The sequence below is a fragment of the Vreelandella boliviensis LC1 genome (assembly GCF_000236035.1).
Classification (GTDB): Bacteria; Pseudomonadota; Gammaproteobacteria; order Pseudomonadales; family Halomonadaceae; genus Vreelandella; species Vreelandella boliviensis.
Genome location: NZ_JH393258.1, coordinates 294,889 through 316,746 on the forward strand (window position 1 = coordinate 294,889; position 21,858 = coordinate 316,746).

Below are 21,858 nucleotides of genomic sequence, written 5' to 3' on the forward strand. Positions count from 1 at the left end.
AGGAGAACGACTATGGCAAAGTGGGGAATGGTCATCGACCTGGATAAGTGTACCGGCTGCCAAGCATGTACCACTGCATGCTCGATGGAGAACAATACTCTACCAGGAGAAACCTGGCAGGACGTTCTCTTTTACAACGCTGGCGAATATCCGAGTGGTCAAATGAAGTGGTTACCGCGGCCATGTATGCAGTGTGAAAATCCCTCTTGCGTGCATGTCTGTCCAACTCGCGCGACTTATAAAGACCCTGATGCAGGCGGCATCGTCTTCGTTGATTGGAACAAATGCATTGGTTGCAAATACTGCATGATTGCCTGCCCGTACGGCGTGCGCTTTTATGCCGATGAGAAACCATTGATCGAGCCGGATATCCGCGACGTTTTCCCAGGTGAAAACGCCCAATTGTGGAGTCCTCCCTACCAGAGTCCTGATGAGGATTGGCGCCGTGGTATTGGCATTCAGCCCAAAGGCGTCGTTTCTAAATGTACTTTCTGCTACCACAAGGTAAAAAATGCACCCGAAGGAATCGCTGACCTTGATGAGGATAACCCAGACGTCAAGGAATACGTACCTGCTTGCGTGCGCACCTGCGCTCCTAAAGCGCGTTATTTTGGTGATCTTGATAATCCGGAAAGCCACGTAAACCAGCTAATTGGTGACAAGCACGGTGTACGCCTTAAGGATCATACCGGTAATAAACCGCAGGTCTATTACCTGGGCGCTGGCGCGGGTGTACCCGCCTTTACGCCTGCTGATAGGGAGAATGACGCATGACCACACAACTTCACAAAAATGCCCTTCAAGGCCCTTTAGGATGGGGGCTTTTAGTAGTTGCAATGGCAGTGCTACTCGTTAGTTTAGGGTATGCACTCTCACAAATCATTACGAATGGTCATACATCATTCAATACAAGCTCTGCTCTACCCTGGGGGCAACCCATTGCTACTTATGTCTTTTTTGCACTCGGATCTTCTGGCCTAGGGCTAATTGCATCTTTACCATTAGTATTCGGTTTTAAGCAGTATTACCCCATAGCGAAACGTTGCGTATTCCTGGCCTTTGCACTGCTCATATCAGGAATGATCGTACTAGCACTAGAGCTTGGCCACGTGTTTCGCATGCTGTGGGTAATCCCTTTAAATCTACAAGTTCAATCAGCTATGTTCTGGATGGGTGCATTCTACGCCCTCGACTTACTGTTTTTGCTATGGAAGTTTAGCAAACTTCAAGGTGGCCACTGGGATAGTAAAACAGCAAAACAGGTAGGCATTGCTTCGTTTATTGGTGTTCTACTGGCTAGCGGTAACTTAGCACTCATTTTTGGCATGATGAGCATGCGCCCTTTTTGGTTCGATCCGCTCATGCCTGTGTATTTCTACGTCACCGGCATTACCACCGCTGTGGCTATATTAGTGCTCCTGACGTATTTAGCGTATGGCTTCAGTCGAGAGCGTATGCCTGCGGCCCTAATAGCACTTTCAACAGGCTCGCTCCCGAAATTATTTGCGGCATGCCTTGGTATGACGCTCCTTTTTATCACTGCTCGTGCCATTACCGGCTTATACAGTAACAATCCAGAAATTAACGTTGTATGGGCGGATTACTTATTTAAGTCTGGTGTATACATTGCCGCATTGCTGATAGGTCTGCTGCTACCGTTCATTGTCTTGCTTAGCAAACTACGCAACAAAATGAGCATCCAGATACTTGCTGCCTTTCTCGTGATGATCGCCATGTTTGTAGAACGGCTCTACTTTGTGGTGGGTGGCCAAGTAGTACCTCTGTTCAAGGGCACATGGATACCTGATCTCATTAGCTACATCCCATCTGCAACAGAGTGGTCGTTGACCTTTATCGGCTTTGCGTTGTGCTTTGTAATTTACCTACTAGGTGAAAAGTTTTTAAATTTAGGCGATATGCCAAACAAAATGCTAGATCACACAACAGCGCGTAAACCCATAGAAACCACGGCATAAGCCAGTCATCGAACCAAGACAACAGGAGGAAGGGCAGCTCATTATCAACAAGTTGCCCTTATTTATTAATGAAAGAAGCGACACTTCCTGACCTGATGCCCAACGCAGAGTTTGCTATCTGCATGGCCCGCGCGACTCAAGGCCATCATGCCAGTATCACACTAATCGACATGCAAGATGCTTTGATTGAGGACTTATGCCAACTCTCAGATGTACTGCCAATGCTTGAACGTGAGCGGATTGAAACATTAGCGCTCGCTCTTACTGCGTTAACAGACACCCAACAGTTACTGCTAGGCTATAGTAAGCTTTTTCTTTCGCCCCCTGCCCCAGCGCCTTTAAACCTTGGCGCTTACCTGGATGGCAGCTTGATGGCCCGCAGTGTACAAGCATTGGAAACGCTTTATCGGCAACATGGCTTAGAGCGGGATAGGCACTTTCGTGAACTCCCAGATCATCTATCGCTTAATCTGCAGTGGCTTGCCTGGGTTTACAGCGAAATTGCCGAAGCGCGGCAAAACAACAATCACTCCATAACAACCATTAATGATGCAGTGACCATGCTGCGCGATTTTAGTTTGCCTGCGCTTGAAGGTATTCGACGTAAAGTCGTCGCTGCTTCTGGCGATACCATTACCCAGCCTTGGCGCCTGTTGATTGAACTGATTCAGGCCCAGTTAACCAGTGATCTGGATATCCTAGCACCGTTTGCAGACAAACCTGTTGCAGAAGAGGTTCTTGGTAGCGATCTATTGATGACGCAAATGCATACATTTGAAACCAGCGACGCCCCTAGGGAACAGCTAATTTGTCGCAGCTGTGACTCATCTTTTCAAAGCTCCCCGGTGCTTGCCGAAATGCGTAAACGCTTACATGAAGCGGGTGTTAGCGCTGATCACTTGAGTGTTTGCTCGCACTGCCAAAATAGCCATAACAACGCAGCCATGAAGCCACCTGGCTCCACTATAAAGGCGTGGAAATAGCGCCGATTTACGTTAGGTGATCACATCACTTTTCGCTGGCTTGACCACTTTTTATCATCATTCCGCTAATCGACATTGGGGCCTTGGCAACCATGAATTCCATATACCCGCATTGCGAAGTTATCGCGGCATATACACTAAGCGATGCCAGCGGCAATACGCTTGCCAAATCTACACCGGAAACCCCGCTACGCTATATACATGGGGCTGGGCAGATGATCGCAGCACTTGAGACAGCTATGTCAGGACATCAAGCAGGGGACGAGCTTAGCGTTACGCTCAAACCCGAGCAGGCTTACGGCCAGCATCGTTCTGAACTGGTCTTTGAAGCGGTGCGTGAAAACCTACCTGCTGGCAAAGAGCTTCACATCGGCATGACATTGACACCGGGCGGCCAACAGGGAAAGTTTTCTTTAAAGGTGGTAGAGCTCACTGACCGAGGAGCCATCCTTGATGGTAACCACCCGTTAGCCGGTAAAACGGTCACTTGGCAGATAAAAATATTAGCCGTTAACCTACCTGATACAGACTGGCAAGAAGCGCATCAGCCTATCAAGTGGGTTAACGTATAAAATAAAAACTGTAATATTTTTATTAAAAAGGCCTGGACAGCCTATCATTCCAAGTTTAACGCTATTGTCTTGGTTGGATTATCGACTAGGGTTCGATGGGTTTGCCATTCAGAAAAACAGAAAAGTAGCAAAGCCCGCTAACATCGCCATCGCAAAAACGACCGCGACAAAGGCCACCAGCAGCTTAAACGAGAACAATGAGCGCAGTAGGATAAGCTCTGTCAGGCTGGCTCCAGCACTCCCAATAATCAACGCCAGCACCGTTCCGGCCCCCACGCCTTTTGCCATCAGCGCAGATGCTAACGGTATAACGGCTTCAGCACGGATATACAGAGGCACACCGATAATGGCGGCGACGGGGATGGCAAAAGGATTATCGGCACCAGCATACTGTTCCAGCAGATCAGTAGGCATAAAACCATAGATCACGCTACCAATCGCAATACCAATAAGTAGGTATGGTAAAACGTCCACGAAGTCAGACCAGGCTTCACCCCATAAACCGCTGTATCTGTTTTTCCCTCGTTTCGGTTCAGTTGTTTGACTACCACAACCGCCACCTGATTGAGCGCCAGCCGATTCGGCGCTACCGCAGCCAACCGCAATTGGAGTGCTACTGCAACTACTGCTTTCACAATCGGTCGCTACTGGCTTGACGCCGCAGCTATTGACGGAGGCTTCATACCCTGAAGCGGTATCCGTTGCGGCACGGCGCACGTAACGCTCGAAGCCAAAAGCCTGCAGTAACCAGCCGGCGGCCAAAGAGACAATGAGTGCCGCAAGCACGTAGATAGCGGTGAGGGTAAAACCAAAGGTGGCAGCCAACAGACCAACAACAATAGGGTTTAACAGTGGAGAGGCGAATAGGAACACCATCATAGGCCCAAACCCAGCACGTGCGCGAATCAGGCCTTTCAGCATGGGAATCGTCGAGCAACTACAGAAGGGTGTGATAGCTCCTAATCCCGCAGCGAGGAAATAGCTACGGTATCGGTTAGAACTCAATAAAGCCTCTACCTTGGACGGCGGAATATGGCGCTGAAGAGCCCCGACCAGGAAACTAATGCCAATAAACAAGGCCGATAGCTCGACCGCGAGAAAGGCAAACATGCCTAACGTATCTTGCCATTGAGAAGACATACCGAACTCCTATAATTCTAGATTAATCGAATTATAGGAGCTTAGATTGCATCTCTTGCACTCGTCAACTATATTTCTAGATATTTAGAAATAATATAAAAAAGAAAACATAGCACTGAAAAACATAGCACTGAAAAACATAGCACTGAAAAACAGGCATTGAAAAACAGGCACTGAAAAAGAGCACAGAGAAAACATCATGGAGAGTTTTATGGATCATGAGGGGGTCGCAGCCAGTTTGGCTGAGCTGGGCAATACGCACCGATTGGCGGTGTTTCGCTTTTTAGTCAAGGCTGGCCATCATGGAGCCTCTGTCGGAGAGATACAGAAAGCGTTGGATATTCCAGCTTCAACGCTATCGCATCACTTAGCACGAATGGCTAGAGTAGGTTTGATTAAGCAGGAGAAGCACAGCCGTACTATCGTCTGTATACCTAATTACCATCACCTACAAAATCTGATTGGCTTCTTACAGGCGGAATGTTGTATGGGCGAAAATATGGCGCCTGATGCGGCATCTTTATAAATGTCTACCCTGGTTTAATCAGGGTTTTAGAGAGTAAAAGGCCTTTATGTATAAGGCTCACCCCTGCAACCGCGGCACACGAATAAACAGCAACGCTAAACACGCTGCCAGCATCAACCCCGTGGTCAGCCATAGCGCACCGGCGCCATTTTGCTCAATCAATAAGCCAAACAGCAGCGGTGCACAGGCTTGCATCGCCCTGGCCGGGGCGATAATCAAGCCTTGGCGCTGCCCAAACCCTTTCGGGCCAAACAGCGCCAGCGGCAGTGTGCCGGAGGCAATCGTCATCATGCCATTGCCCGCACCGTGCAGTAGCGCAAAGCCTGCCGCAGGCATACCCACTGTGGCAAGCAGTGCCGCACCTAGGGGGTGAAGCGTTGTCGCCACCCGTGCCGCCACCAGCGGATGCAAATGACGTAATAGCGCAAACTCGCCCAGTCGAGCGGCCACTTGCGCAGGCCCTACTAACGCCGCAGCGGCGACAGCCACCGAAAGCGATACGCCGGTTTCCTGCAAAAGTCTGGGCAGATGCGCCGCCATCGCCGTAGAGACAAACCAGCCCGCTGCAAACACATAGGCTAATAACATCATCGCCAGGCGAGGACGCTCCGGCGGCGGTGACGATTTGTCGTCATCTTGCTGAGCCCTACCATCGGCAGCTTTGGGCAGGCAGGCATTCAACGGTAGGCCTATCACGATATGCAGCATGGCCCAGACGCCACAGGCTGCCCGCCACCCAAACTCATTTTCCAAAAGCGCTGTTAGCGGCCAGCCAATGGTGCTGGCAAAGCCTGCCAGTAGCGTTACACCGGTAATTGACGAGCGCGCACTACGCCCAAGAAGTCGCCCCAAGGTGGCAAAGGCGGCGTCGTATAAGCCCATCGCCATGCCAATGCCGACAATTAGCCAGGCGAACATTAAACTGAGAACCCCCTGGGAGAGCGCCATAATGACTAGGCCAATCGCCAAGACAGCGTTGGATACCATCAGCACGCCGCGCCCACCCTGCTGGTCTATCAAACGCCCTATGCTGGGGCCCAGCATGGCGGTTAGCAGCAAGGCGGCAGAGAACGCCGCAAACACCCAGCTTGACGATATCCCTAGCTCGCGAGCCATGGGCACCGCAAGGATAGCGGGCAAGTAGTAACTGGAGGCCCAGGCAAGGGTTTGCGCACTGCCTAAGGTGAGCGTTAGTCCTAGCCTGGACGAAGAGAGGATCATGCCACTTGTTTAGGCAGTGCCAATGCCATTAATGCGCTGGCCGCCACTAAGGCCGCGGACACCCACAGGCAGGCACTTAGCCCGTAGGCCATATACAGCCAGCCCGACAGTAGCGTGCCTACTAAGCGGCCCATGGCGTTGGCCATATAGTAGAAACCGACATCCATAGAGACGCCATCGGCGCGGGCATAATGCACAATCAAATAGCTGTGCCAGCTGGAGTTAATCGCAAACAGCACCCCAAAGGCGAGCAAACCGACGACTAACCAGCCAACTTGGGCCAAGGGCAGCATCGCCAACACAATCGCCAGCACTGCAAGTGCCGCCGCCCAGCCAGCGGTCAGTGCCCGGGCATCGCCTTTGATCAGCCGGGTTAATTTAGGCGCCTGGGTTTGTACCCCTCCGTAGCCAATCACCCATATCGCCAGCAGCCCACCGACCGTCCAGTGAGTCCAGCCGTGCTGATCGTATAAAAACACCGGCAGTGCTACGACAAACCACACATCCCGCGCCGAAAAAAGGCAGAAGCGCGCCGCGGAGAGCACGTTAATCGCACGTGATTTTGAGAAGATTTCGGAGAACTTGGGTTTTACTTTTTGCCGGCCTAAATCCGCCTTGAGTCGCAGCAGTGAAAGCAGCAACACACCTCCTAGCATCACCGCCATAACAAACACGGCCGCCTGGAAGCCAATCAATGTTAGCAGCACGCCGCCAACAAAAAAGCCCAGCCCTTTTAGCGCGTTTTTAGAGCCGGTCAGCATCGCTACCCAGCGGTAGAGCGAGCTATTGGCGTTGGCGCTCTCTTTAGGTACCAACACTTTAACGGCGCTTTTAGCACTCATTTTGTTAAGGTCTTTGGCAATCCCCGAAATCGCTTGTGCGGCCATTACCCAGACAACGGTCAGCAGGCTAGCGGGCACCATCAGCATAACGAGGGCAATAATTTGCAGCCCAAGCCCCACATTCATGGTGCGGTTGAGTCCCAAGCGCGCACCCAACCAGCCGCCGACCAGGTTAGTCACTACGCCAAAGGCTTCATAAAACAGAAACAGCATGGCGATGGCCAACGGCGAGTAGCCCAACTGGTGGAAGTGCATCACCACCAACATGCGCAACGCACCGTCGGTTATCGTAAACGCCCAGTAGTTGCCGGTAATCAGCATGTATTGGCGCACCTCGAAAGGTAGCGCCTTTACTCGAGCACGCATGTTCAACAACGGCGATTCAGCCACGGCCCACCTGCTCACGCCCGACCATCAGGGCTAGCTCGGCGGTGCGGTTGGCATAGCCCCACTCGTTGTCGTACCAAGCGTAGAGCTTTAGCTGGGTGCCGTTGATCACCATGGTGGAGAGCGCATCGATAATCGAACTGCGCGGATCGGTACGGTAATCGATCGACACCAGCGGGCGCTCTTCATAGCCCAAAATCCCTGCCAGCGGGCCATCGGCAGCGGCTTTCAGCGCCTGATTTACCTCGTCGACGGTGACTTCGCGCTCCAGCTCGAACACCATATCGGTAAGCGAAGCGTTAGCCAGCGGCACGCGAATCGCATGGCCATTTAGCTTGCCTTCCAGCTCGGGGAAAATGGCGGTAATCGCTTTGGCCGAACCGGTCGTAGTGGGAATCAAGCTCATACCGCAAGCACGAGCCCGGCGTAGGTCTTTATGCGGCGCATCTAGAATCGTTTGGGTATTAGTGATGTCATGTACGGTGGTCATCGAGCCATGGCGAATACCAAACGTTTCCTGAATGACTTTGACCACCGGCGCCAGACAGTTGGTGGTGCAGCTAGCTGCGGTCACGATCTTGTGCTGAGCAGGGTCATAAAGATGGTCGTTCACCCCCACCACTACATTAAGCACGCTCGCCTCTTTCATAGGGGCACTTACCACCACACGCGCAACGCCTTGATCAAGATACGCCTGGAGTTTATCGGTGGTTTTCATTACACCTGAGCACTCAATGACAATATCGCAGTTCGACCAGTCGCTATCGGCAATGGCTTTGTTGGCGCTAAAGGCGACGGACTTGCCGTCGAGAACAATGGCGCCATCCGTTGCCGCGATGCCCTTCCCGGGCGCCCAGTGCCCATGCACCGAGTCAAACTCCAGCAAATGGGCAAAGGTGGTCGCATCGCCGCCTGGGTCATTAATGCGCATCAATTCTACCGAACCAGATTCTACCTGCGCCCACAAGCTGCGCAGCGCCAAGCGCCCAATACGGCCAAAACCGTTGATACCGATACGTAGTGCCACGGGGGCCTCCTAAGCTGTCTGTTTTGCAAAAGCATAACGCTAACATACGTTTAAACATATATTAATGTTAAAAAAAAGAATCAAAAAACTGGCCCACTGATGAAAGGTGGGCCAGCTTGATTATCAAAGATTAACCATAACGACCAGAGATATAATCTTCGGTTTTCTTCTGCGCGGGCGTTGAGAACATCACTTTGGTGTCGTTGTACTCAATGATTTCCCCCAGGTGGAAGAACGCCGTGTAGTCCGCCACCCGTGCTGCCTGCTGCATATTGTGGGTAACGGTAATGATGGTGAACTTCTCTTTAAGCTTGTCCATCAAATCTTCGATAGTCGCTGTTGAGATCGGATCAAGCGCCGAGGTTGGCTCATCCATCAAGATCACATCGGGCTGAACCGCAATGGCACGGGCAATACACAGCCGCTGCTGCTGACCACCAGAAAGCGAGGTACCTGGCTCATGCAGCTTGTCTTTAACCTCGTTCCACAGACCCGCATCGCGCAGTGCTTTCTCTACCAGCTCTTCCTGCTCAGCCTTACGGCTGACGATGTCGTGCATGCGTGGTGCATAGGCCACATTTTCAAAAATCGACTTAGGGAACGGGTTTGGCTTCTGGAATACCATGCCCACCCGACGTCGCAGCGCCACTTCGTCCATTTTCGGCGCGTTGACGTCACGGCCATCCATTTCGACCAACCCTTCAATTCTGACAGTAGGAATAAGGTCGTTCATACGGTTCAGGCAGCGGAGAAACGTCGATTTGCCGCAACCAGAAGGCCCGATCAGTGCCGTCACATTCTTCTGGAAAAGATCAATATTGAGGCCATTCAGCGCCTGCGCCTTACCGTACCAGAGATTCAAATCACGCACGCGGATGCTCAGATCGTGACACGCTTGATCATTGCGCGTGTAAGGCTGCCCAACCGCCGGGGATTGCTGCTCACTCATTTCAGGTACTTGACTGTTCATAATAGTTTCCTTGAAAACGGTCGGCTTACCAGCGACGTTCAAATTTCTTGCGTAACAGGACAGCGGCAGCGTTCAGCGAAATCAGAACTGCCAGAAGCACTATAATCCCGCCTGCGGTTTTTTCGACAAAGGCTCGATCAGGCTCACCTGCCCAGGTAAATACCTGGGCAGGCATCACCGTTGCCGCCTCGGTAAATGAGGCTGTCACGTCCGGAATAAACGCCACCATGCCCACGATAATCAGCGGCGCTGTCTCCCCCATTGCCTGGGCCAGACCAATGATGGAGCCCGTCATAATGCCGGGCATAGCCAGCGGCAATACGTGGTCTTTAACCACTTGCCAGCGCGAACAACCTACCCCAAACGCCGCATGGCGTATAGATTCTGGCACGCTGCGCAGTGCAGTACGTGTAGAAATAATGATCACGGGCAACGTCATCAGTGCCAGCGTCATACCACCCACCAAGGGGGATGAGCGTGGTACCCCGAAGAAGTTAATAAAAATCGCCAAACCCAGTAGACCAAACAAAATCGAGGGGATGGCAGCCAGGTTATTAATATTAATTTCAACCAACTGGGTAAGCCGGTTATCGGGTGCAAACTCTTCCAAATAAACCGCTGTCATCACACCGATAGGAAAGGCAATGGCCAGGGTGACGATCATGGTCATAACTGTACCGACGACGGCCGACAAGATGCCTGCCAGCTCCGGCATTTTTGAATCCCCTCGGGAAAAGAAGCCAGAGTTGAACTGCATCTCAACCTTGCCCTCTTCTACCAGACGGTCAATTCTGGCCATTTCTTCGTCATCAAGACGAACGCGATTCCCCTTTAGATATTGATCCACCGAGCCATCCGCCAACACCCAACGATTCTGAGTAGTGCCCAGTAAGGACGGATCGTTGCGCATTTGCAGGGGGATAACCCGGACGACACTGCGGCTTATTAAGGTGGAAAAATCTCGATCAACCGCTGCCCGGCCATTTGTGGACGCATCCTCGGTGTAGTTGATTTCTATATTGATCATCGCCTGTTGGAAGGCTGGCAAGCCCTTGCTCAACATATCGGCAAAAAATATCAGCAAGAAGGCAGCGGCCAGCGCCAGGGCGCTCATCGAAATATATTTCAGGCGCGTAGATTTACGATGGCGGCCCTTGAGTTGCTGGCTTATCTGATCGTATGAATCACTCATTGGGATATCCTGGCGTTACAGATTGTTGACGCGGTATTTGTCACGGAAGCGGCGAATCATGATCACCGACACGAGGTTCAACACGAGTGTCACCACAAAAAGCACCAGACCCAGTGCAAAGGCTGAGAGCGTTTCTGCACTATCAAACTCCAGGTCACCCGTCATGGCGGCAACAATCCGCACAGTGACGGTCGTCATCTCTTCCAACGGGTTAATCGTAAGATTGGGGCGCATACCGGCGGCCATCACCACAATCATCGTCTCGCCCAGCGCCCGAGACATACCCAGCAGAGAGGCTGAAATAATGCCGGGTAGTGCGGCTGGCACCACCACGTCACGAATGGTTTCGCCTTTGGTCATCCCAAGTGCCAGCGACCCCTGGCGCATGCTATCGGGCACCGCATTGATAACATCGTCGGAAAGCGAGGAAATAAACGGGATGATCATAATGCCCATCACGATACCTGGAGCCAAAGCGTTGTTAAACGATGCATCCAAGCCAATGGCACCCGTTACTTGCACAATAAACGGAGCAACGGTAATCGCGGCAAAGAAGCCGTAAACCACTGTCGGGATACCGGCGAGAATTTCCAACATGGGTTTAGCAAAAGAACGCACACGGCTAGGCGCAAATTCGGCCATATAAATAGCCGAGAGCAGGCCTACCGGCACAGCCACGCACATGGCAATCGCGGTGATCATGAAGGTACCGGCGAATAGCGGTACCGAACCAAACTCGGCGCCACCGCTAGCGCCCTCGCCACGACCCGCGGCCATCAGGAAGCTGTTACCGGGCGCCCATGTCGTACCGGTAATAAATTCCCAGAAGCTGTACATCTGGAAGAAATTCAGTGCTTCGCCGACAATTGATATCAGAATACCCAAGGTAGTCAGGATTGAAATCGTCGCAGCGCCTGCGAGCACCCAGAGAATGACCGTCTCGATCGCCCGGCGCGCATGAAAATTGGAGCGAATAAACTTAATGCCTAAGGCGAGCCCTACTACCGCCACAGCGAGACTTGCCAAAAGCAGGGAAAAAGTAGGTATCTCGCTGCCTATCAACAACATGACAAAAGCGCCAAGCGCACTCACCAGTATGGCCGGCCCAGCCGTAGCCACCACAGCGAACCAGGCGTACTGGTCAGGCTGGGCATGCATCGACGTTCCAGATGCACGTACACGTGTGGCCTTGCTTCGCCCGACAAAAAAGGCGGCAAGCCCCAGCAGCAGAAGTACGCTGCAAAAAATCAAAAAAAGCTGGTTGGTCTGCATCGTTAATATCTCAGGTTAACCAATGGATCCGTTTGCCGAGTCACCTTAAGGCAAGAACATGACAACCATGTGACAACCCTTCTCCCACTAGCGAACAGCGGCTGTCCCAAGACTTTTATGAAAAGCAAGAAGCCGGCAGCGTGGGCTGCCGGCTTCTCTGCTGTCGTAAGGCTAACTTACTCCAGGTCTTCTTTTGTAAGCTGCTTGCGATCCGCCAGATCAGCCTGGACTTGCTCAAGCGCATCGGCGGTTGGAAGGATCAAACCGATATCCTTAAGCAGACCACCTTCACCAATCATCATGTCAGATGCGAACATTTCCGCGTATTCATACATGACCGGCACTTCGTCAGCATGCTGGTTCTTGATGTAGAAGAACATGGTACGTGCAACCGGATATTCGTCGTTAGCGATCGTTTCTGGTGTAGGGTCAACACCATCAATGCTAGAACCGATCAGCACGTGGTCGTTCTCTTCAAGGAAGGAGTAACCGAATACACCAAAGGCAGTCGTATCCTGGGTCAGACGTTGAACGATCAGGTTGTCGTTTTCACCGCCGTCAACCCAGCCGCCATCGGTACGAATATCGGAGTACTCTTCACCGTATTCTGGAAAGCTTTCGGAAGCGGCTTCCATAATCAACTCATCGAAAGAGTCACGGGTGCCCGAGGTGGTCGGTGGCCCTACGATGACGATTTCACGGTCAGGCAATGAAGCGTCGATCTGGCTCCAGTTGGTGTAAGGGTTTTTCACCAACTCACCATCAACTGGTACCATATCGGCGACCGCAAGGAATATCTGCTCACGGGTAACCGGCATCGGCTCATTTTCATTGGACTGAGCAAAGGCAATACCATCGCTGCCGATATAGACTTCAGTGATATCAGTAACGCCGTTTTCTACACAGCGCTCGAACTCAGACACCTTCATACGACGAGAGGAGTTGGTAACATCCGGCGTACCGGTGCCAACACCGTTACAGAACAGACGCATACCGCCACCTGAACCTGTACCCTCAATGACGGGTGTTGGGTAGTTGGTCGTCGCACCAAACTCTTCCGCTACAAAGCTGGAGAATGGGTAAACAGTACTGGAACCTACGATATTGATCTGCTCACGTGCTTGGGCAACACCGGCAACGCTCATTACGGCAGCTGCTAGCACGGTAGTTTTTAGAATACGGTTCATGCGAAAAACTCCTGTTCATGTAGGGATCTAACCTTCGCAAGACACACCTTGCACTGGTTCCATGACAACTTCATGACAGGGAGAAAAACGTGGAAAAGTTTTCGTTACGTGGGAGCAATCAAGCTTTACTTCACCACAAAAGCCCAAGCGCGGCGAAGGTGCATAAAGCCAACGAGGCCCCTTGCAGTAGGCGTCTATCCATGCGGTGGGCAACGGCATCTGCCAATGCGTTACCGATTAATACCGCGGGTAGAAAGGTAATCGCGACTTGGAAATGCCATAGTTGAATCTGGTCTGCTAAGGCGAGGGTGATTAAGGTCAACATGGAGGTCAAAATGAAAAAAGCGGCTAAATTGCCCCGCATGCGATCAGCCGGTAAGCCGTGCATCAACAGTACGATGGGCGGGCCGCCAATGGCGGCGACGGTGCCGAAAATGCCGGAGAGTATACCGGCGCAAAACAGGGTTATGCGGTTTACCGGTAGTTGAAAGCGGCACAAGGTGACCAGTACCGCAAACAGCACGATAACCGCAATCAGCTTTTCCAATACAAACATCGGCGCGGCGAGCAACAGCCAGATACCCAACGCATTGCCGGGAAGACGCCCCACTAGCGCCATACCAATGGAATCCAGGCGCACCTCATGCCAGTAGTGACGAACCATCATCAGCGAAACGGTAAATCCAAATAGCACCAGAATGACCGGCACCAGCCGCGGCTCAAGCATCAACAGCAGCGGCGCACCGATAACGGCTAAACCAAAACCGGTAGCGCGCTGTACAAAGGCGCCCAGCAGAAGTACGCCGGAACAGGCCAACCAGGCACTCATGGGCATATTGACCCACGCCAGCAGGCTATCCATTAGTGCTGTTCATCCCTACGGTTCATTCCTGCCAGTTATCCCTGTTGTTCTTCATCGGTAGGCGCTTTGGTGAGTTTGCGCACGCCAATATTGCCCAGTAACGCAGCACCTAGCATGGTGAGTACCATGGGCCAGAGGTGCTCAACCTCAAAGAGTCCTACCATAACGCCCGCGAACGCACCGCAGGTAAATTGGATGCCGCCCAGCAGCGCTGTGGCCGTGGCGCTGATATGGCCAAAATGATCCAACAGCGACGAGATCGCGTTGGGGGTAATCAGCCCGATCATACCGGTAAATAGCATAATCAGCGGCACCACAATCGCTAGCGTCGCTATATCCAAGGCGGTCACCGCCACTAGCCCTAGCGCCGCCACCAGCTGTATCAGCAAACCTAGGCGCAAATTTTGCTGGGGAGTGCGCTTACGTAACAGGTGAATATTGACCCGATTAGACAGCGCAATTACCACCACGTTGACCCCAAACACCAGCGGATAGGTGGCTGGCGAGAGGCCAAAATAGTCAAGATATAGAAACGGCGAAGCGGTCACGAAGGCAAACAGGCCCGCGAAGGAGGCAGCAACCGCGCAGATATAGCCCATGCCTTCACGATGCTTAAGTACACTGGCGTAGTTGCGGATGACCTGCCGCGGAGAAGCGGCGGGCAGAGACATATCGCGGGTTTCAGGCAAGCGCGTGCCTAATAGCCAGAGTAAAAAGCCTGCATAGACGGCCAAGAACACAAAAATTAGCCACCAACCGGCAATATGCAACAATAAACTACCCACGGTAGGCGCCACTAGCGGCGCCAGCATCATAATCATCGCCATGGTCGACATGACTTTAGCGGCCTCGCGTCCACTAAAGCAGTCGCGCACAATCGCCGCCGAATTGACGACACAGGCCCCGCCCCCCAGCGCCTGGATAAACCGCCAAACCAACAGCGTGGGCAAACTGTCTACCAGGGTAATGGCAAGGCTTGCCAACATAAACACCATCAGTCCACCCAGGAGCACCGGCTTCCTGCCCATGCGATCCGAAAGTGGCCCAAAACATAGCTGGCCCAACGCAAAGCCGAACAAAAACACGCTAATGGAGAGTTCTGTGCGATGAATACTTGCCCCGATGCTCTCCGCAATAACCCCCATGGCGGGCAAGTAGGCATCAATAGCAAAAGGCGCCAGCGCCGTGTTGGCGGCAACCAACAGAGCTACCCGGCGAGGATTAAGGTCCATGGGTCTCCTTAAGGCGATAGTGTACGCACTAAAATAGATAGGCCGCTAATAGTAGCCGATTTAAAGACATTTGTCGGGGCTGAACACTATCGATACAGGTCTATCGCAGATAGAAAGAGCGAAAAAAAGCAAAACTGCGTTAGCCCTGGGAGATGGCCAGGGGCTTATCAAGGTAAGGGGAGCTTAGTGGTGCGTGGTGGCGTCTTGCGACTCAAGCATCTCAACCAGTGGCTGAAACTGCTCACGGTTATGCTCGTTCATGTGCATCAAAATACGGTGGGCTTCCAGGATGCGATCACGCAGCCCTTCTTCATCTGCTGGCTCTTGGGGAAGCTCCTCAAGCTCATTGTTGAGCGTGGTCGTCTGCTGTAGCGGTGCTTCCATCAGCGTGAAAAAGCGCGAAAAGCCCATCACGTCCAACATCTGGCGCACGTCAGGATTATCGACAATAATCGTCGGTGGCTGCTCCAAGCGCCCTTTCACCGCCATCGCGACTTTGGCCAGAAAGCCAAGCGCCGTCGAATCCACGTTGGTGGCTTCACGCAGGTCGATCAATACGGCAAGCAATCCCGGCGTCTCGGCGAGACGTTGGGCCTGGGTATCCAGCGTTGCGCAGAGCGTCAAGCGCACATCACCGCACAGCTTTAGAACAAAAACACCAGAATCGAACGCCGCTTTAATACGGCCTTCTTCAATCAGCATGACCAAATCCGCTCACCATCATGATTGTAATATCATCGGGTAAAGCATCGCGCTCTTGGTTGGCATCAAACTCCGCGTCCCCTTCTGCAAGGAGTGCGTTTGTTTCTGCTAGCCGGTCGCGCAACTGCTCAAGCGTGACACTCTCGCTTACTAATTGCTCAAGCTCCTTGAGCCGCGTGTCGAGCGTTTTACCCGGCAAGCATTCCAATACTCCATCCGAGCAGAGCCATAGCCGAAATTTATTCGGCAGCGCACAACTCAGCGAAGGATACTCCACATCGGGGAAAAGGCCTACCGGCATTCCCTCGCCTTCTAACCGGCGTAGCTCTCCCTCTGCCGCCAACAAAGGCATAGGAAGCTGCGCGCCAAGCGAATAGTGAAGAGTATGTGCCTCATGGTCAATAACACCGACAAATAAGGTGGCATGTTTGCCAATATCGGTGCCCTGCAGCTCACGGTTCATCGCCTTTAGCCAATCAGGTGGCAAGTTTTCCGGATGCTGACCATCCCACTCACTCAACCAACGGTTGCATAAATATTTGAGCAGCACCGTGACAAACGCCGAAGAAGCGCCATGTCCCGACACATCAGCGAAATAGAAGGCACTGTAACGCTCGTTATAACGCTGATAATCGAGGAAATCACCAGACAAATAGAGCGAAGGGGCAAATACGTAATCGTAATACACCCCGTTAATCACTTTGGGGCGTAGCGGTAATAAACGCCGCTGGATATGCCCCCCGCTCTGCTGATCCATCCGCAACAGCGCTAAGTGTGTCTCTAGGCTTTCATTTAACTCCGCCAGCCGTGCATGATCACGCTCGCGCTCCAACGCCAAATCGTTAAGCTCAATGGCCTTACGGATCATTCGCCGCAACAGCTCAGCGTGACGCAGTGGATGAACAATATAATCCACCAATCCCACATCAATGGCCTTGATCAAGTCGGCATCCTGGCGCGAGTCGCTGACCACCAGCGTGGGTAGGCGACGCGTTAATTGCGACCATTGCTGCCTGGGAACCGCTCGGGCATGAGCAACGATGAACGCCGTGTCATCGGGTAAATGCTCGATATCCTCAGCGGCAAACACCCACATGCCGTTGCAGGTAATCGCTTCAGCCAGCGCATCGCGTTCACGACCGGGCTCGTCGATTACCGCGATCAACTGCTTAGAATGATCCATCATATGCCTCAATTGGTGGCTTCTTCGCCACCAAAGTCGCTATCATCCTGGTCACTGTTGTCAAAGCCGCTATCTTCAAAACTATTATCTTCAAAATCAGCGTCATCAAAATCGCTGACATCAAATTCGAAGGTTTCGCTGGCAAAGGGGTCATCACCCAATACTCCATCGCTCACCTCAAACTGACGGCTCTGTAAGTAAGCGTCACGAATGAAACGGTAGCGATCACCGCGAATTAACGCTTCCTGGTCAAGCAAGCCCGCTCTAATATCAATCACATTCAGTGCGGTAAGGCTTAGTCGAACGGCATCATCGTCAACGTAGGTAACAGGATAGGACGCCATATCAGCCGGCATACCGGTGGTATCCCGTAACGTGCTGGGGCCGAAGAAAGGCAGCACCAAATAGCGCGAATCTTGCCAACCCCACACAGCCAAAGTTTGACCGAAATCCTCTTTATCCGCGGTAATTTCCATCAGGGTGGCATAATCTAATAAGCCACCAATGCCTACCGTGGAGTTAATCAAAAAACGCGATGTGGCGAGGCCTGCATTCTTCGGTTTGCCTTGCAGCACGCTATTAAGCACGGTACGCAATTCGCCTAAGTTGGAGAAAAAATTACCCACCCCGGTTTCCACTGGGTCTGGGGTAATGGTGCGATAGCCTTTTGCCACCGGCTTAAGCGCGTAGCGATCTAGCACATCGTTAAATGTAAACACTTTGCGGTTAAAGCCTTCCCATGGATCTTCGGGAGCAGCATTTTCCGTCATTTGAGTACTGGCACAGCCGCCGGTTGCGAGTAACGTCACCATCAGTAGTGGCACCCCTTTGCTACGCAGCGAAAGCGCAGGCTTCTCGTTATTTAACCACTGCCACATGACATTTTCCTTTTTCAATTCCGCTGCACACTTACAAACGCCGAATTACTACACTGCCTGCGCTATATCCTGCTCCAAAGGAGCAAATTACACCAATGTCACCCTCCACCAGCCCCTCGCGATGGAGGTGGAAGGCGATGATTGAGCCCGCGGAGCTGGTATTGGCGTAACGATCCAAAATGATCGGCGCCTGAGCTTCACTCGGGTCATAACCCAATACTTTACGGGCAATCAAATCGTTCATATGCCGGTTAGCCTGATGAAGCCACATGCGTTTAAGATCACTACCGGCTAACTCTAAGGAGGCCAAATGATCGGTGATCAGTTTAGCCACCATCGGGCAAACCTCTCTAAACACTCGCCGCCCTTCCTGCACAAAAAGCTTATCCAAGGCCAGCGGATCGCTGTCCGTTACGCGGTTAAGAAAGCCAGCATTATTGCGGATCGCGTTGGAAAACTGGGTGACTAACCGTGTGCCGAGGATTTCGAACTGCTCATCGGCAATCGCGACGGCGCTATTTTCTAGTACCACTGCTGTGCAAGCATCGCCGAAAATGAAGTGGCTGTCACGGTCTCGGAAGTTGAGGTGCGCCGAGCAAATTTCCGGATTAACCACCAAGGCGCGCTTAACACTACCTGAAGCTATGGCATTGGCAGCCGTTTCCACAGCAAACGTTGCTGAGCTACAGGCCACGTTCATATCAAATCCGTAGCCGCTTGTTTCCAGGGCATGCTGCACTTCTACCGCCAAGGCGGGATAGGCGCGCTCTAAGTTTGAGCAGGCAACGATCACCAGCTCGATGTCAGCAGCATCTACCTTGGCAGCGGCCAACGCCTGCCGCGCAGCGGCGGTCGCCATCTCGCACTGAATCGAAGGTTCGTCATTGCCCCGCTGAGGCAGTTTAGGCCGCATACGCTGTGGGTCAAGGATTCCTGACGCATCAAGCACGTAACGGCTCTGAATACCGGAGGCTTTTTCGATAAATTCGCTGCTTGAAGGCGCCAGCGGTTCGCGCTCGCCGCGCGCAATGGCGCCGGCGTGCTGTTCATTCTCGCTGTTTACCCAAGCATTAAATGCCGCCACCAGGGCCGCATTATCAATGGCGTGTTCCGGTGTATAGAGTCCTGTACCGGTAATCACCACATGTGTCATGCCAATCTCCTCTAAGCGGCTTGCCGACGTGACCGGCCATCAATGTAGCGTGCGACTTACGGCGAAACCATCACGTTACTGTGTGCGTAAAATAGCGGTTTTTCCAGCACCTTTTTCCAACCACTGCTAAACGCTAGTGATCTCTTGCCAGCGCTTCTCCAATCGTTTTACCGACACCACCATGCTAGTACCCAACTGCTGAGCGAATAGCGACACCCTAAGCTCTTGCAACCACCAGCCAAAAGCGACCAGTTCTGGGTCTTCCACCCGCCCGCGGCGCTCACTTTCGCGGCGGGCATCAAAGCGCGCCTCTAATGCCTGGACATCTTGCATCATCATTTGATCGCGGCCACGTTCACGGGCGGCTTTTTCAAGCCGAATAAGCGCCGCCTCGGTATAGCGCGGGTATTCATCTAGCCATGCGCCTGCATCACGGATAAAGCCTGGGTAGACCAAACGCTGCATCTGCGCGCTAACATCGCTGTACACCAACGCCAGCGCAAAATTAAGCTTCCCTTTGAGCACCTTACTGACCGCCAGATGGCCTTTTAGCGCGACCTCTACGCGTGCCAAGAGCGCTTTCGCTTCGTCAACGAGTTGGCTCTGAGTAGCGTTTAGGCGCTGGCTGAACTCTCCTTCTGAGCGCGGCAGAGGGTGCTGGGCGACCACTTGGGTAAATACCGCCAGCAGCAGATCGTCAATTAAGGCTTGCTTGCTGCCCACTTTGGCAAACAGCAGCGCGCACTTCTCGACACCCGGCAGTTGCTTAATCGCTTTTACCTGTTCGGGTAGCTTGGCAATGCCAAGCCGGGCGATGCCTTCCTGGTGAGCGGCATCAGCTTTTGCCGGGTGGTCAAACAGCGCCACCTTGAACTCGCGGGCGTCAGCTGCAACGTCAGCAACAACCAAGGCAGGGTACGCCTCTACGCGGATGCCTGCCTGGGTGGTAACACGCGAAGCAGGCAGCGGCGTTTTGGGTAACCCGGCAACGGCAGGTTCATGGCTAACCTGCTCGGCCAGCGCCTGAGCGCCTGCGCTGGCAGCGGCTTCAAAGCGCTGTTCCAAGGCGCGTAGATCACGCCCCTGCCCCAAGGTTTTACCTGTGTGGCCAACAACGCGAATATTCATGATCAAATGCCGCTCAAGCAAATCCAGGCGCCAGTCGTCAGGATGCACCCGCGTCGATGTTCGGCGGCGAATAAACTCCCCCAGCGCCTCAGTTAACGGGCGCTGATCGGGTACCAGGGTTTCCAGCGCAGCATCGACCCAATCGGGAATCGGCACCACCTGGCGGCGAATACTTTTCGGCAGTGATTTCAACAGCGCAATACACTTTTCACGCAGTAGCCCAGGCACCAGCCATTCCAGCGCATGCACCGGCACCTGGGGCAGCATGGCAGCGGGAACGGTCAGCGTAACACCGTCGTCTTCGGCCTCCGGGTCAAAGTGGTAGCTGACCGGATACGCAACGCCCGCCAAAACGAGATGATCGGGGTACTGCGCCTGAGTGACGTCATCCGCATCCCGCGCCTTCAGCGAATCAATATCGAAGTGCAGTAATTGCGGGTCTTGCTGTTCGGCCTGTTTACGCCAGTGCTCAAAGCCCTTGCCGTTGACGATTTCAGCCGGAATGCGCTGGTCGTAAAAATCATACAGGGTGTCTTCATCGACCAGAATATCCCGCCGCCGAGCGCGATCTTCCAAAGCTTCGACTTCGTCGATCAGTGCGCGGTTATGCGCAAAGAAGGCACCTTTGGTTTGAAACTCCCCTTCCACCAGGGCACGGCGAATAAACAGCTCTCGGGATTCCTGGGGAGCGATTGGCCCGTAATGTACCCGGCGGCGCGCCACAATCGGCAGACCAAACAGCGTGACCTGTTCAAAGGCCACTACCTGGGCACGTTTCATTTCCCAATGGGGTTCGCTGTAGCTGCGCTTAACCAAATGCTGCGCCTGGGGTTCGATCCACTGGGGGTCGATTTTGGCCACGGTGCGGGCAAACAGTTTGGATGTTTCCACCATCTCAAACGCCATGATCCACTTGGGCGATTTCTTGGCCAACCCAGAGCCAGGGTGAATCATAAATTTACGATTGCGGGCGCCGAGATATTCGCGGTTCTCCACCAGCGTGCCCAGGTTGGATAGCAGCCCTGAAAGCAGCGCCTGATGCACCTTGCCCGAGGTTTTACGCCGTGTTTGGCGCGCCTGCTCTTCGCTCTCGTCGTCATTGCGGGGCGGCGGCGGGGGCACCTCAATGTCCATATCGCGCAGCAGCTGGCGCAATTGACGGAAGGTGTCGTGCCACTCACGCATGCGCAGGTAGTTAATGTAGTGCTCGCGGCACCAGCGGCGCAGCTGATTGCCCGACAGCGCCTCGCGGGCATTCTCAATACCGTGCCACAGGTTCAACAAAGCCACAAAATCAGAATCCGGGTCGTGCCAGCGCTGGTGAGCTTGATCAGCCGCTTGGCGTTTATCCGCCGGTCGGTCGCGCGGATCTTGAATCGCCAGTGCCGAGACCACAATCAACACGTCGCGCAGGCTGCCGACGTC

At 53.2% G+C, this 21,858-nt stretch carries 20 protein-coding genes; 5 read left to right on the forward strand and 15 right to left on the reverse strand.

Features of this window, described 5'->3' with window-relative positions; translation table 11 throughout:
- Nucleotides 1-12: 12 nt before the first annotated feature.
- The 4 genes from KUC_RS10545 (at nt 13) to KUC_RS10560 (ending at nt 3,531) form a co-directional block, all read left to right on the forward strand.
- Entirely contained in the window at nt 13-774 is a 762-nt protein-coding gene (locus KUC_RS10545; protein WP_208854492.1) for a 4Fe-4S dicluster domain-containing protein, read from the forward strand.
- Nucleotides 771-1,976, forward strand: a complete 1,206-nt coding sequence (gene nrfD, locus KUC_RS10550) for an NrfD/PsrC family molybdoenzyme membrane anchor subunit (protein ID WP_050804846.1) — start codon at nt 771-773, stop codon at nt 1,974-1,976. The genes KUC_RS10545 and nrfD overlap by 4 nt, the downstream gene beginning before the upstream one ends.
- 68 nt (nt 1,977-2,044) lie before the next feature.
- The gene (locus tag KUC_RS19095) at nt 2,045-2,959 is read left to right on the forward strand and encodes a molecular chaperone TorD family protein (RefSeq protein ID WP_007113188.1); all 915 of its coding nucleotides are present in this window, start codon (nt 2,045-2,047) and stop codon (nt 2,957-2,959) included.
- 92 nt (nt 2,960-3,051) lie between these two features.
- Nucleotides 3,052-3,531 carry an FKBP-type peptidyl-prolyl cis-trans isomerase gene (locus KUC_RS10560; protein ID WP_007113189.1) on the forward strand — a complete coding sequence of 160 codons (480 nt, stop codon included), beginning with the start codon at nt 3,052-3,054 and terminating at the stop codon, nt 3,529-3,531.
- A gap of 108 nt (nt 3,532-3,639) precedes the next feature.
- Here the strand turns inward: KUC_RS10560 and KUC_RS10565 are convergent, their stop codons facing one another.
- On the reverse strand, nt 3,640-4,671 hold the full coding sequence (locus KUC_RS10565; RefSeq protein WP_007113190.1) for a permease: 1,032 nt from the start codon (nt 4,669-4,671) through the stop codon (nt 3,640-3,642).
- Between the two features lie 211 nt (nt 4,672-4,882).
- Here KUC_RS10565 and KUC_RS10570 point away from each other — a divergent pair, with 211 nt between their 5' ends.
- On the forward strand, nt 4,883-5,197 hold the full coding sequence (locus KUC_RS10570; protein ID WP_040480660.1) for an ArsR/SmtB family transcription factor: 315 nt from the start codon (nt 4,883-4,885) through the stop codon (nt 5,195-5,197).
- A gap of 57 nt (nt 5,198-5,254) precedes the next feature.
- Here the strand turns inward: KUC_RS10570 and KUC_RS10575 are convergent, their stop codons facing one another.
- From KUC_RS10575 to hrpA, 14 genes are all read right to left on the reverse strand, one after another.
- Complete coding sequence (locus tag KUC_RS10575) at nt 5,255-6,418, reverse strand: MFS transporter (RefSeq protein WP_007113192.1); 1,164 nt, start codon at nt 6,416-6,418, stop codon at nt 5,255-5,257.
- Nucleotides 6,415-7,626, reverse strand: a complete 1,212-nt coding sequence (gene arsJ / locus KUC_RS10580) for an organoarsenical effux MFS transporter ArsJ (RefSeq protein WP_050804865.1) — start codon at nt 7,624-7,626, stop codon at nt 6,415-6,417. Before arsJ ends, KUC_RS10575 begins: the two co-directional genes overlap by 4 nt.
- Before the next feature lie 16 nt (nt 7,627-7,642).
- Entirely contained in the window at nt 7,643-8,674 is a 1,032-nt protein-coding gene (locus KUC_RS10585) for an ArsJ-associated glyceraldehyde-3-phosphate dehydrogenase (protein WP_007113194.1), read from the reverse strand.
- Between the two features lie 130 nt (nt 8,675-8,804).
- Nucleotides 8,805-9,644 carry a phosphate ABC transporter ATP-binding protein PstB gene (gene pstB, locus KUC_RS10590; protein ID WP_007113195.1) on the reverse strand — a complete coding sequence of 280 codons (840 nt, stop codon included), beginning with the start codon at nt 9,642-9,644 and terminating at the stop codon, nt 8,805-8,807.
- 25 nt (nt 9,645-9,669) lie between these two features.
- A complete protein-coding gene (gene pstA, locus KUC_RS10595) occupies nt 9,670-10,836 on the reverse strand; it encodes a phosphate ABC transporter permease PstA (protein WP_040480662.1) in 1,167 nt (388 codons plus the stop codon).
- Between the two features lie 15 nt (nt 10,837-10,851).
- A complete protein-coding gene (gene pstC / locus KUC_RS10600) occupies nt 10,852-12,108 on the reverse strand; it encodes a phosphate ABC transporter permease subunit PstC (protein ID WP_007113197.1) in 1,257 nt (418 codons plus the stop codon).
- A 176-nt stretch (nt 12,109-12,284) separates the two neighbouring features.
- The gene (locus tag KUC_RS10605) at nt 12,285-13,295 is read right to left on the reverse strand and encodes a substrate-binding domain-containing protein (RefSeq protein ID WP_007113198.1); all 1,011 of its coding nucleotides are present in this window, start codon (nt 13,293-13,295) and stop codon (nt 12,285-12,287) included.
- 130 nt (nt 13,296-13,425) lie between these two features.
- Entirely contained in the window at nt 13,426-14,157 is a 732-nt protein-coding gene (locus KUC_RS10610) for a sulfite exporter TauE/SafE family protein (RefSeq protein WP_007113199.1), read from the reverse strand.
- A 35-nt stretch (nt 14,158-14,192) separates the two neighbouring features.
- The gene (locus tag KUC_RS10615) at nt 14,193-15,389 is read right to left on the reverse strand and encodes a Bcr/CflA family multidrug efflux MFS transporter (RefSeq protein ID WP_007113200.1); all 1,197 of its coding nucleotides are present in this window, start codon (nt 15,387-15,389) and stop codon (nt 14,193-14,195) included.
- A gap of 183 nt (nt 15,390-15,572) precedes the next feature.
- Nucleotides 15,573-16,091, reverse strand: a complete 519-nt coding sequence (locus tag KUC_RS10620; RefSeq protein ID WP_007113201.1) for an STAS domain-containing protein — start codon at nt 16,089-16,091, stop codon at nt 15,573-15,575.
- The gene (locus KUC_RS10625; protein WP_040480664.1) at nt 16,081-17,274 is read right to left on the reverse strand and encodes a PP2C family protein-serine/threonine phosphatase; all 1,194 of its coding nucleotides are present in this window, start codon (nt 17,272-17,274) and stop codon (nt 16,081-16,083) included. Before KUC_RS10625 ends, KUC_RS10620 begins: the two co-directional genes overlap by 11 nt.
- Before the next feature lie 8 nt (nt 17,275-17,282).
- Nucleotides 17,283-18,152 (reverse strand): MlaA family lipoprotein, encoded by an 870-nt coding sequence (locus KUC_RS10630; RefSeq protein WP_007113203.1) that lies wholly within the window; start codon nt 18,150-18,152, stop codon nt 17,283-17,285.
- Between the two features lie 31 nt (nt 18,153-18,183).
- Nucleotides 18,184-19,305 carry a beta-ketoacyl-ACP synthase III gene (locus tag KUC_RS10635; RefSeq protein ID WP_007113204.1) on the reverse strand — a complete coding sequence of 374 codons (1,122 nt, stop codon included), beginning with the start codon at nt 19,303-19,305 and terminating at the stop codon, nt 18,184-18,186.
- 126 nt (nt 19,306-19,431) lie between these two features.
- Nucleotides 19,432-21,858, reverse strand: a 2,427-nt coding sequence (hrpA, locus tag KUC_RS20045) for an ATP-dependent RNA helicase HrpA (protein WP_244264787.1), incomplete at its 5' end; no start/stop codon positions are given.

Excerpts from the sequence above, each read along its gene's own strand:
- KUC_RS10575 (WP_007113192.1), bottom strand. The coding sequence starts at position 6,418 with ATGATCCTCTCTTCGTCCAGGCTAGGACTAACGCTCACCTTAGGCAGT.
- KUC_RS10625 (WP_040480664.1), bottom strand. The coding sequence starts at position 17,274 with ATGGATCATTCTAAGCAGTTGATCGCGGTAATCGACGAGCCCGGTCGT.
- KUC_RS10610 (WP_007113199.1), bottom strand. The coding sequence starts at position 14,157 with ATGGATAGCCTGCTGGCGTGGGTCAATATGCCCATGAGTGCCTGGTTG.
- KUC_RS10545 (WP_208854492.1), top strand. The coding sequence starts at position 13 with ATGGCAAAGTGGGGAATGGTCATCGACCTGGATAAGTGTACCGGCTGC.
- KUC_RS10635 (WP_007113204.1), bottom strand. The coding sequence starts at position 19,305 with ATGACACATGTGGTGATTACCGGTACAGGACTCTATACACCGGAACAC.
- nrfD (WP_050804846.1), top strand. The coding sequence starts at position 771 with ATGACCACACAACTTCACAAAAATGCCCTTCAAGGCCCTTTAGGATGG.
- KUC_RS10615 (WP_007113200.1), bottom strand. The coding sequence starts at position 15,389 with ATGGACCTTAATCCTCGCCGGGTAGCTCTGTTGGTTGCCGCCAACACG.
- pstA (WP_040480662.1), bottom strand. The coding sequence starts at position 10,836 with ATGAGTGATTCATACGATCAGATAAGCCAGCAACTCAAGGGCCGCCAT.
- KUC_RS10570 (WP_040480660.1), top strand. The coding sequence starts at position 4,883 with ATGGATCATGAGGGGGTCGCAGCCAGTTTGGCTGAGCTGGGCAATACG.
- arsJ (WP_050804865.1), bottom strand. The coding sequence starts at position 7,626 with ATGCGTGCTCGAGTAAAGGCGCTACCTTTCGAGGTGCGCCAATACATG.
- pstC (WP_007113197.1), bottom strand. The coding sequence starts at position 12,108 with ATGCAGACCAACCAGCTTTTTTTGATTTTTTGCAGCGTACTTCTGCTG.
- KUC_RS10630 (WP_007113203.1), bottom strand. The coding sequence starts at position 18,152 with ATGTGGCAGTGGTTAAATAACGAGAAGCCTGCGCTTTCGCTGCGTAGC.
- pstB (WP_007113195.1), bottom strand. The coding sequence starts at position 9,644 with ATGAACAGTCAAGTACCTGAAATGAGTGAGCAGCAATCCCCGGCGGTT.
- KUC_RS19095 (WP_007113188.1), top strand. The coding sequence starts at position 2,045 with ATGAAAGAAGCGACACTTCCTGACCTGATGCCCAACGCAGAGTTTGCT.
- KUC_RS10605 (WP_007113198.1), bottom strand. The coding sequence starts at position 13,295 with ATGAACCGTATTCTAAAAACTACCGTGCTAGCAGCTGCCGTAATGAGC.
- KUC_RS10620 (WP_007113201.1), bottom strand. The coding sequence starts at position 16,091 with ATGCTGATTGAAGAAGGCCGTATTAAAGCGGCGTTCGATTCTGGTGTT.
- KUC_RS10560 (WP_007113189.1), top strand. The coding sequence starts at position 3,052 with ATGAATTCCATATACCCGCATTGCGAAGTTATCGCGGCATATACACTA.
- KUC_RS10565 (WP_007113190.1), bottom strand. The coding sequence starts at position 4,671 with ATGTCTTCTCAATGGCAAGATACGTTAGGCATGTTTGCCTTTCTCGCG.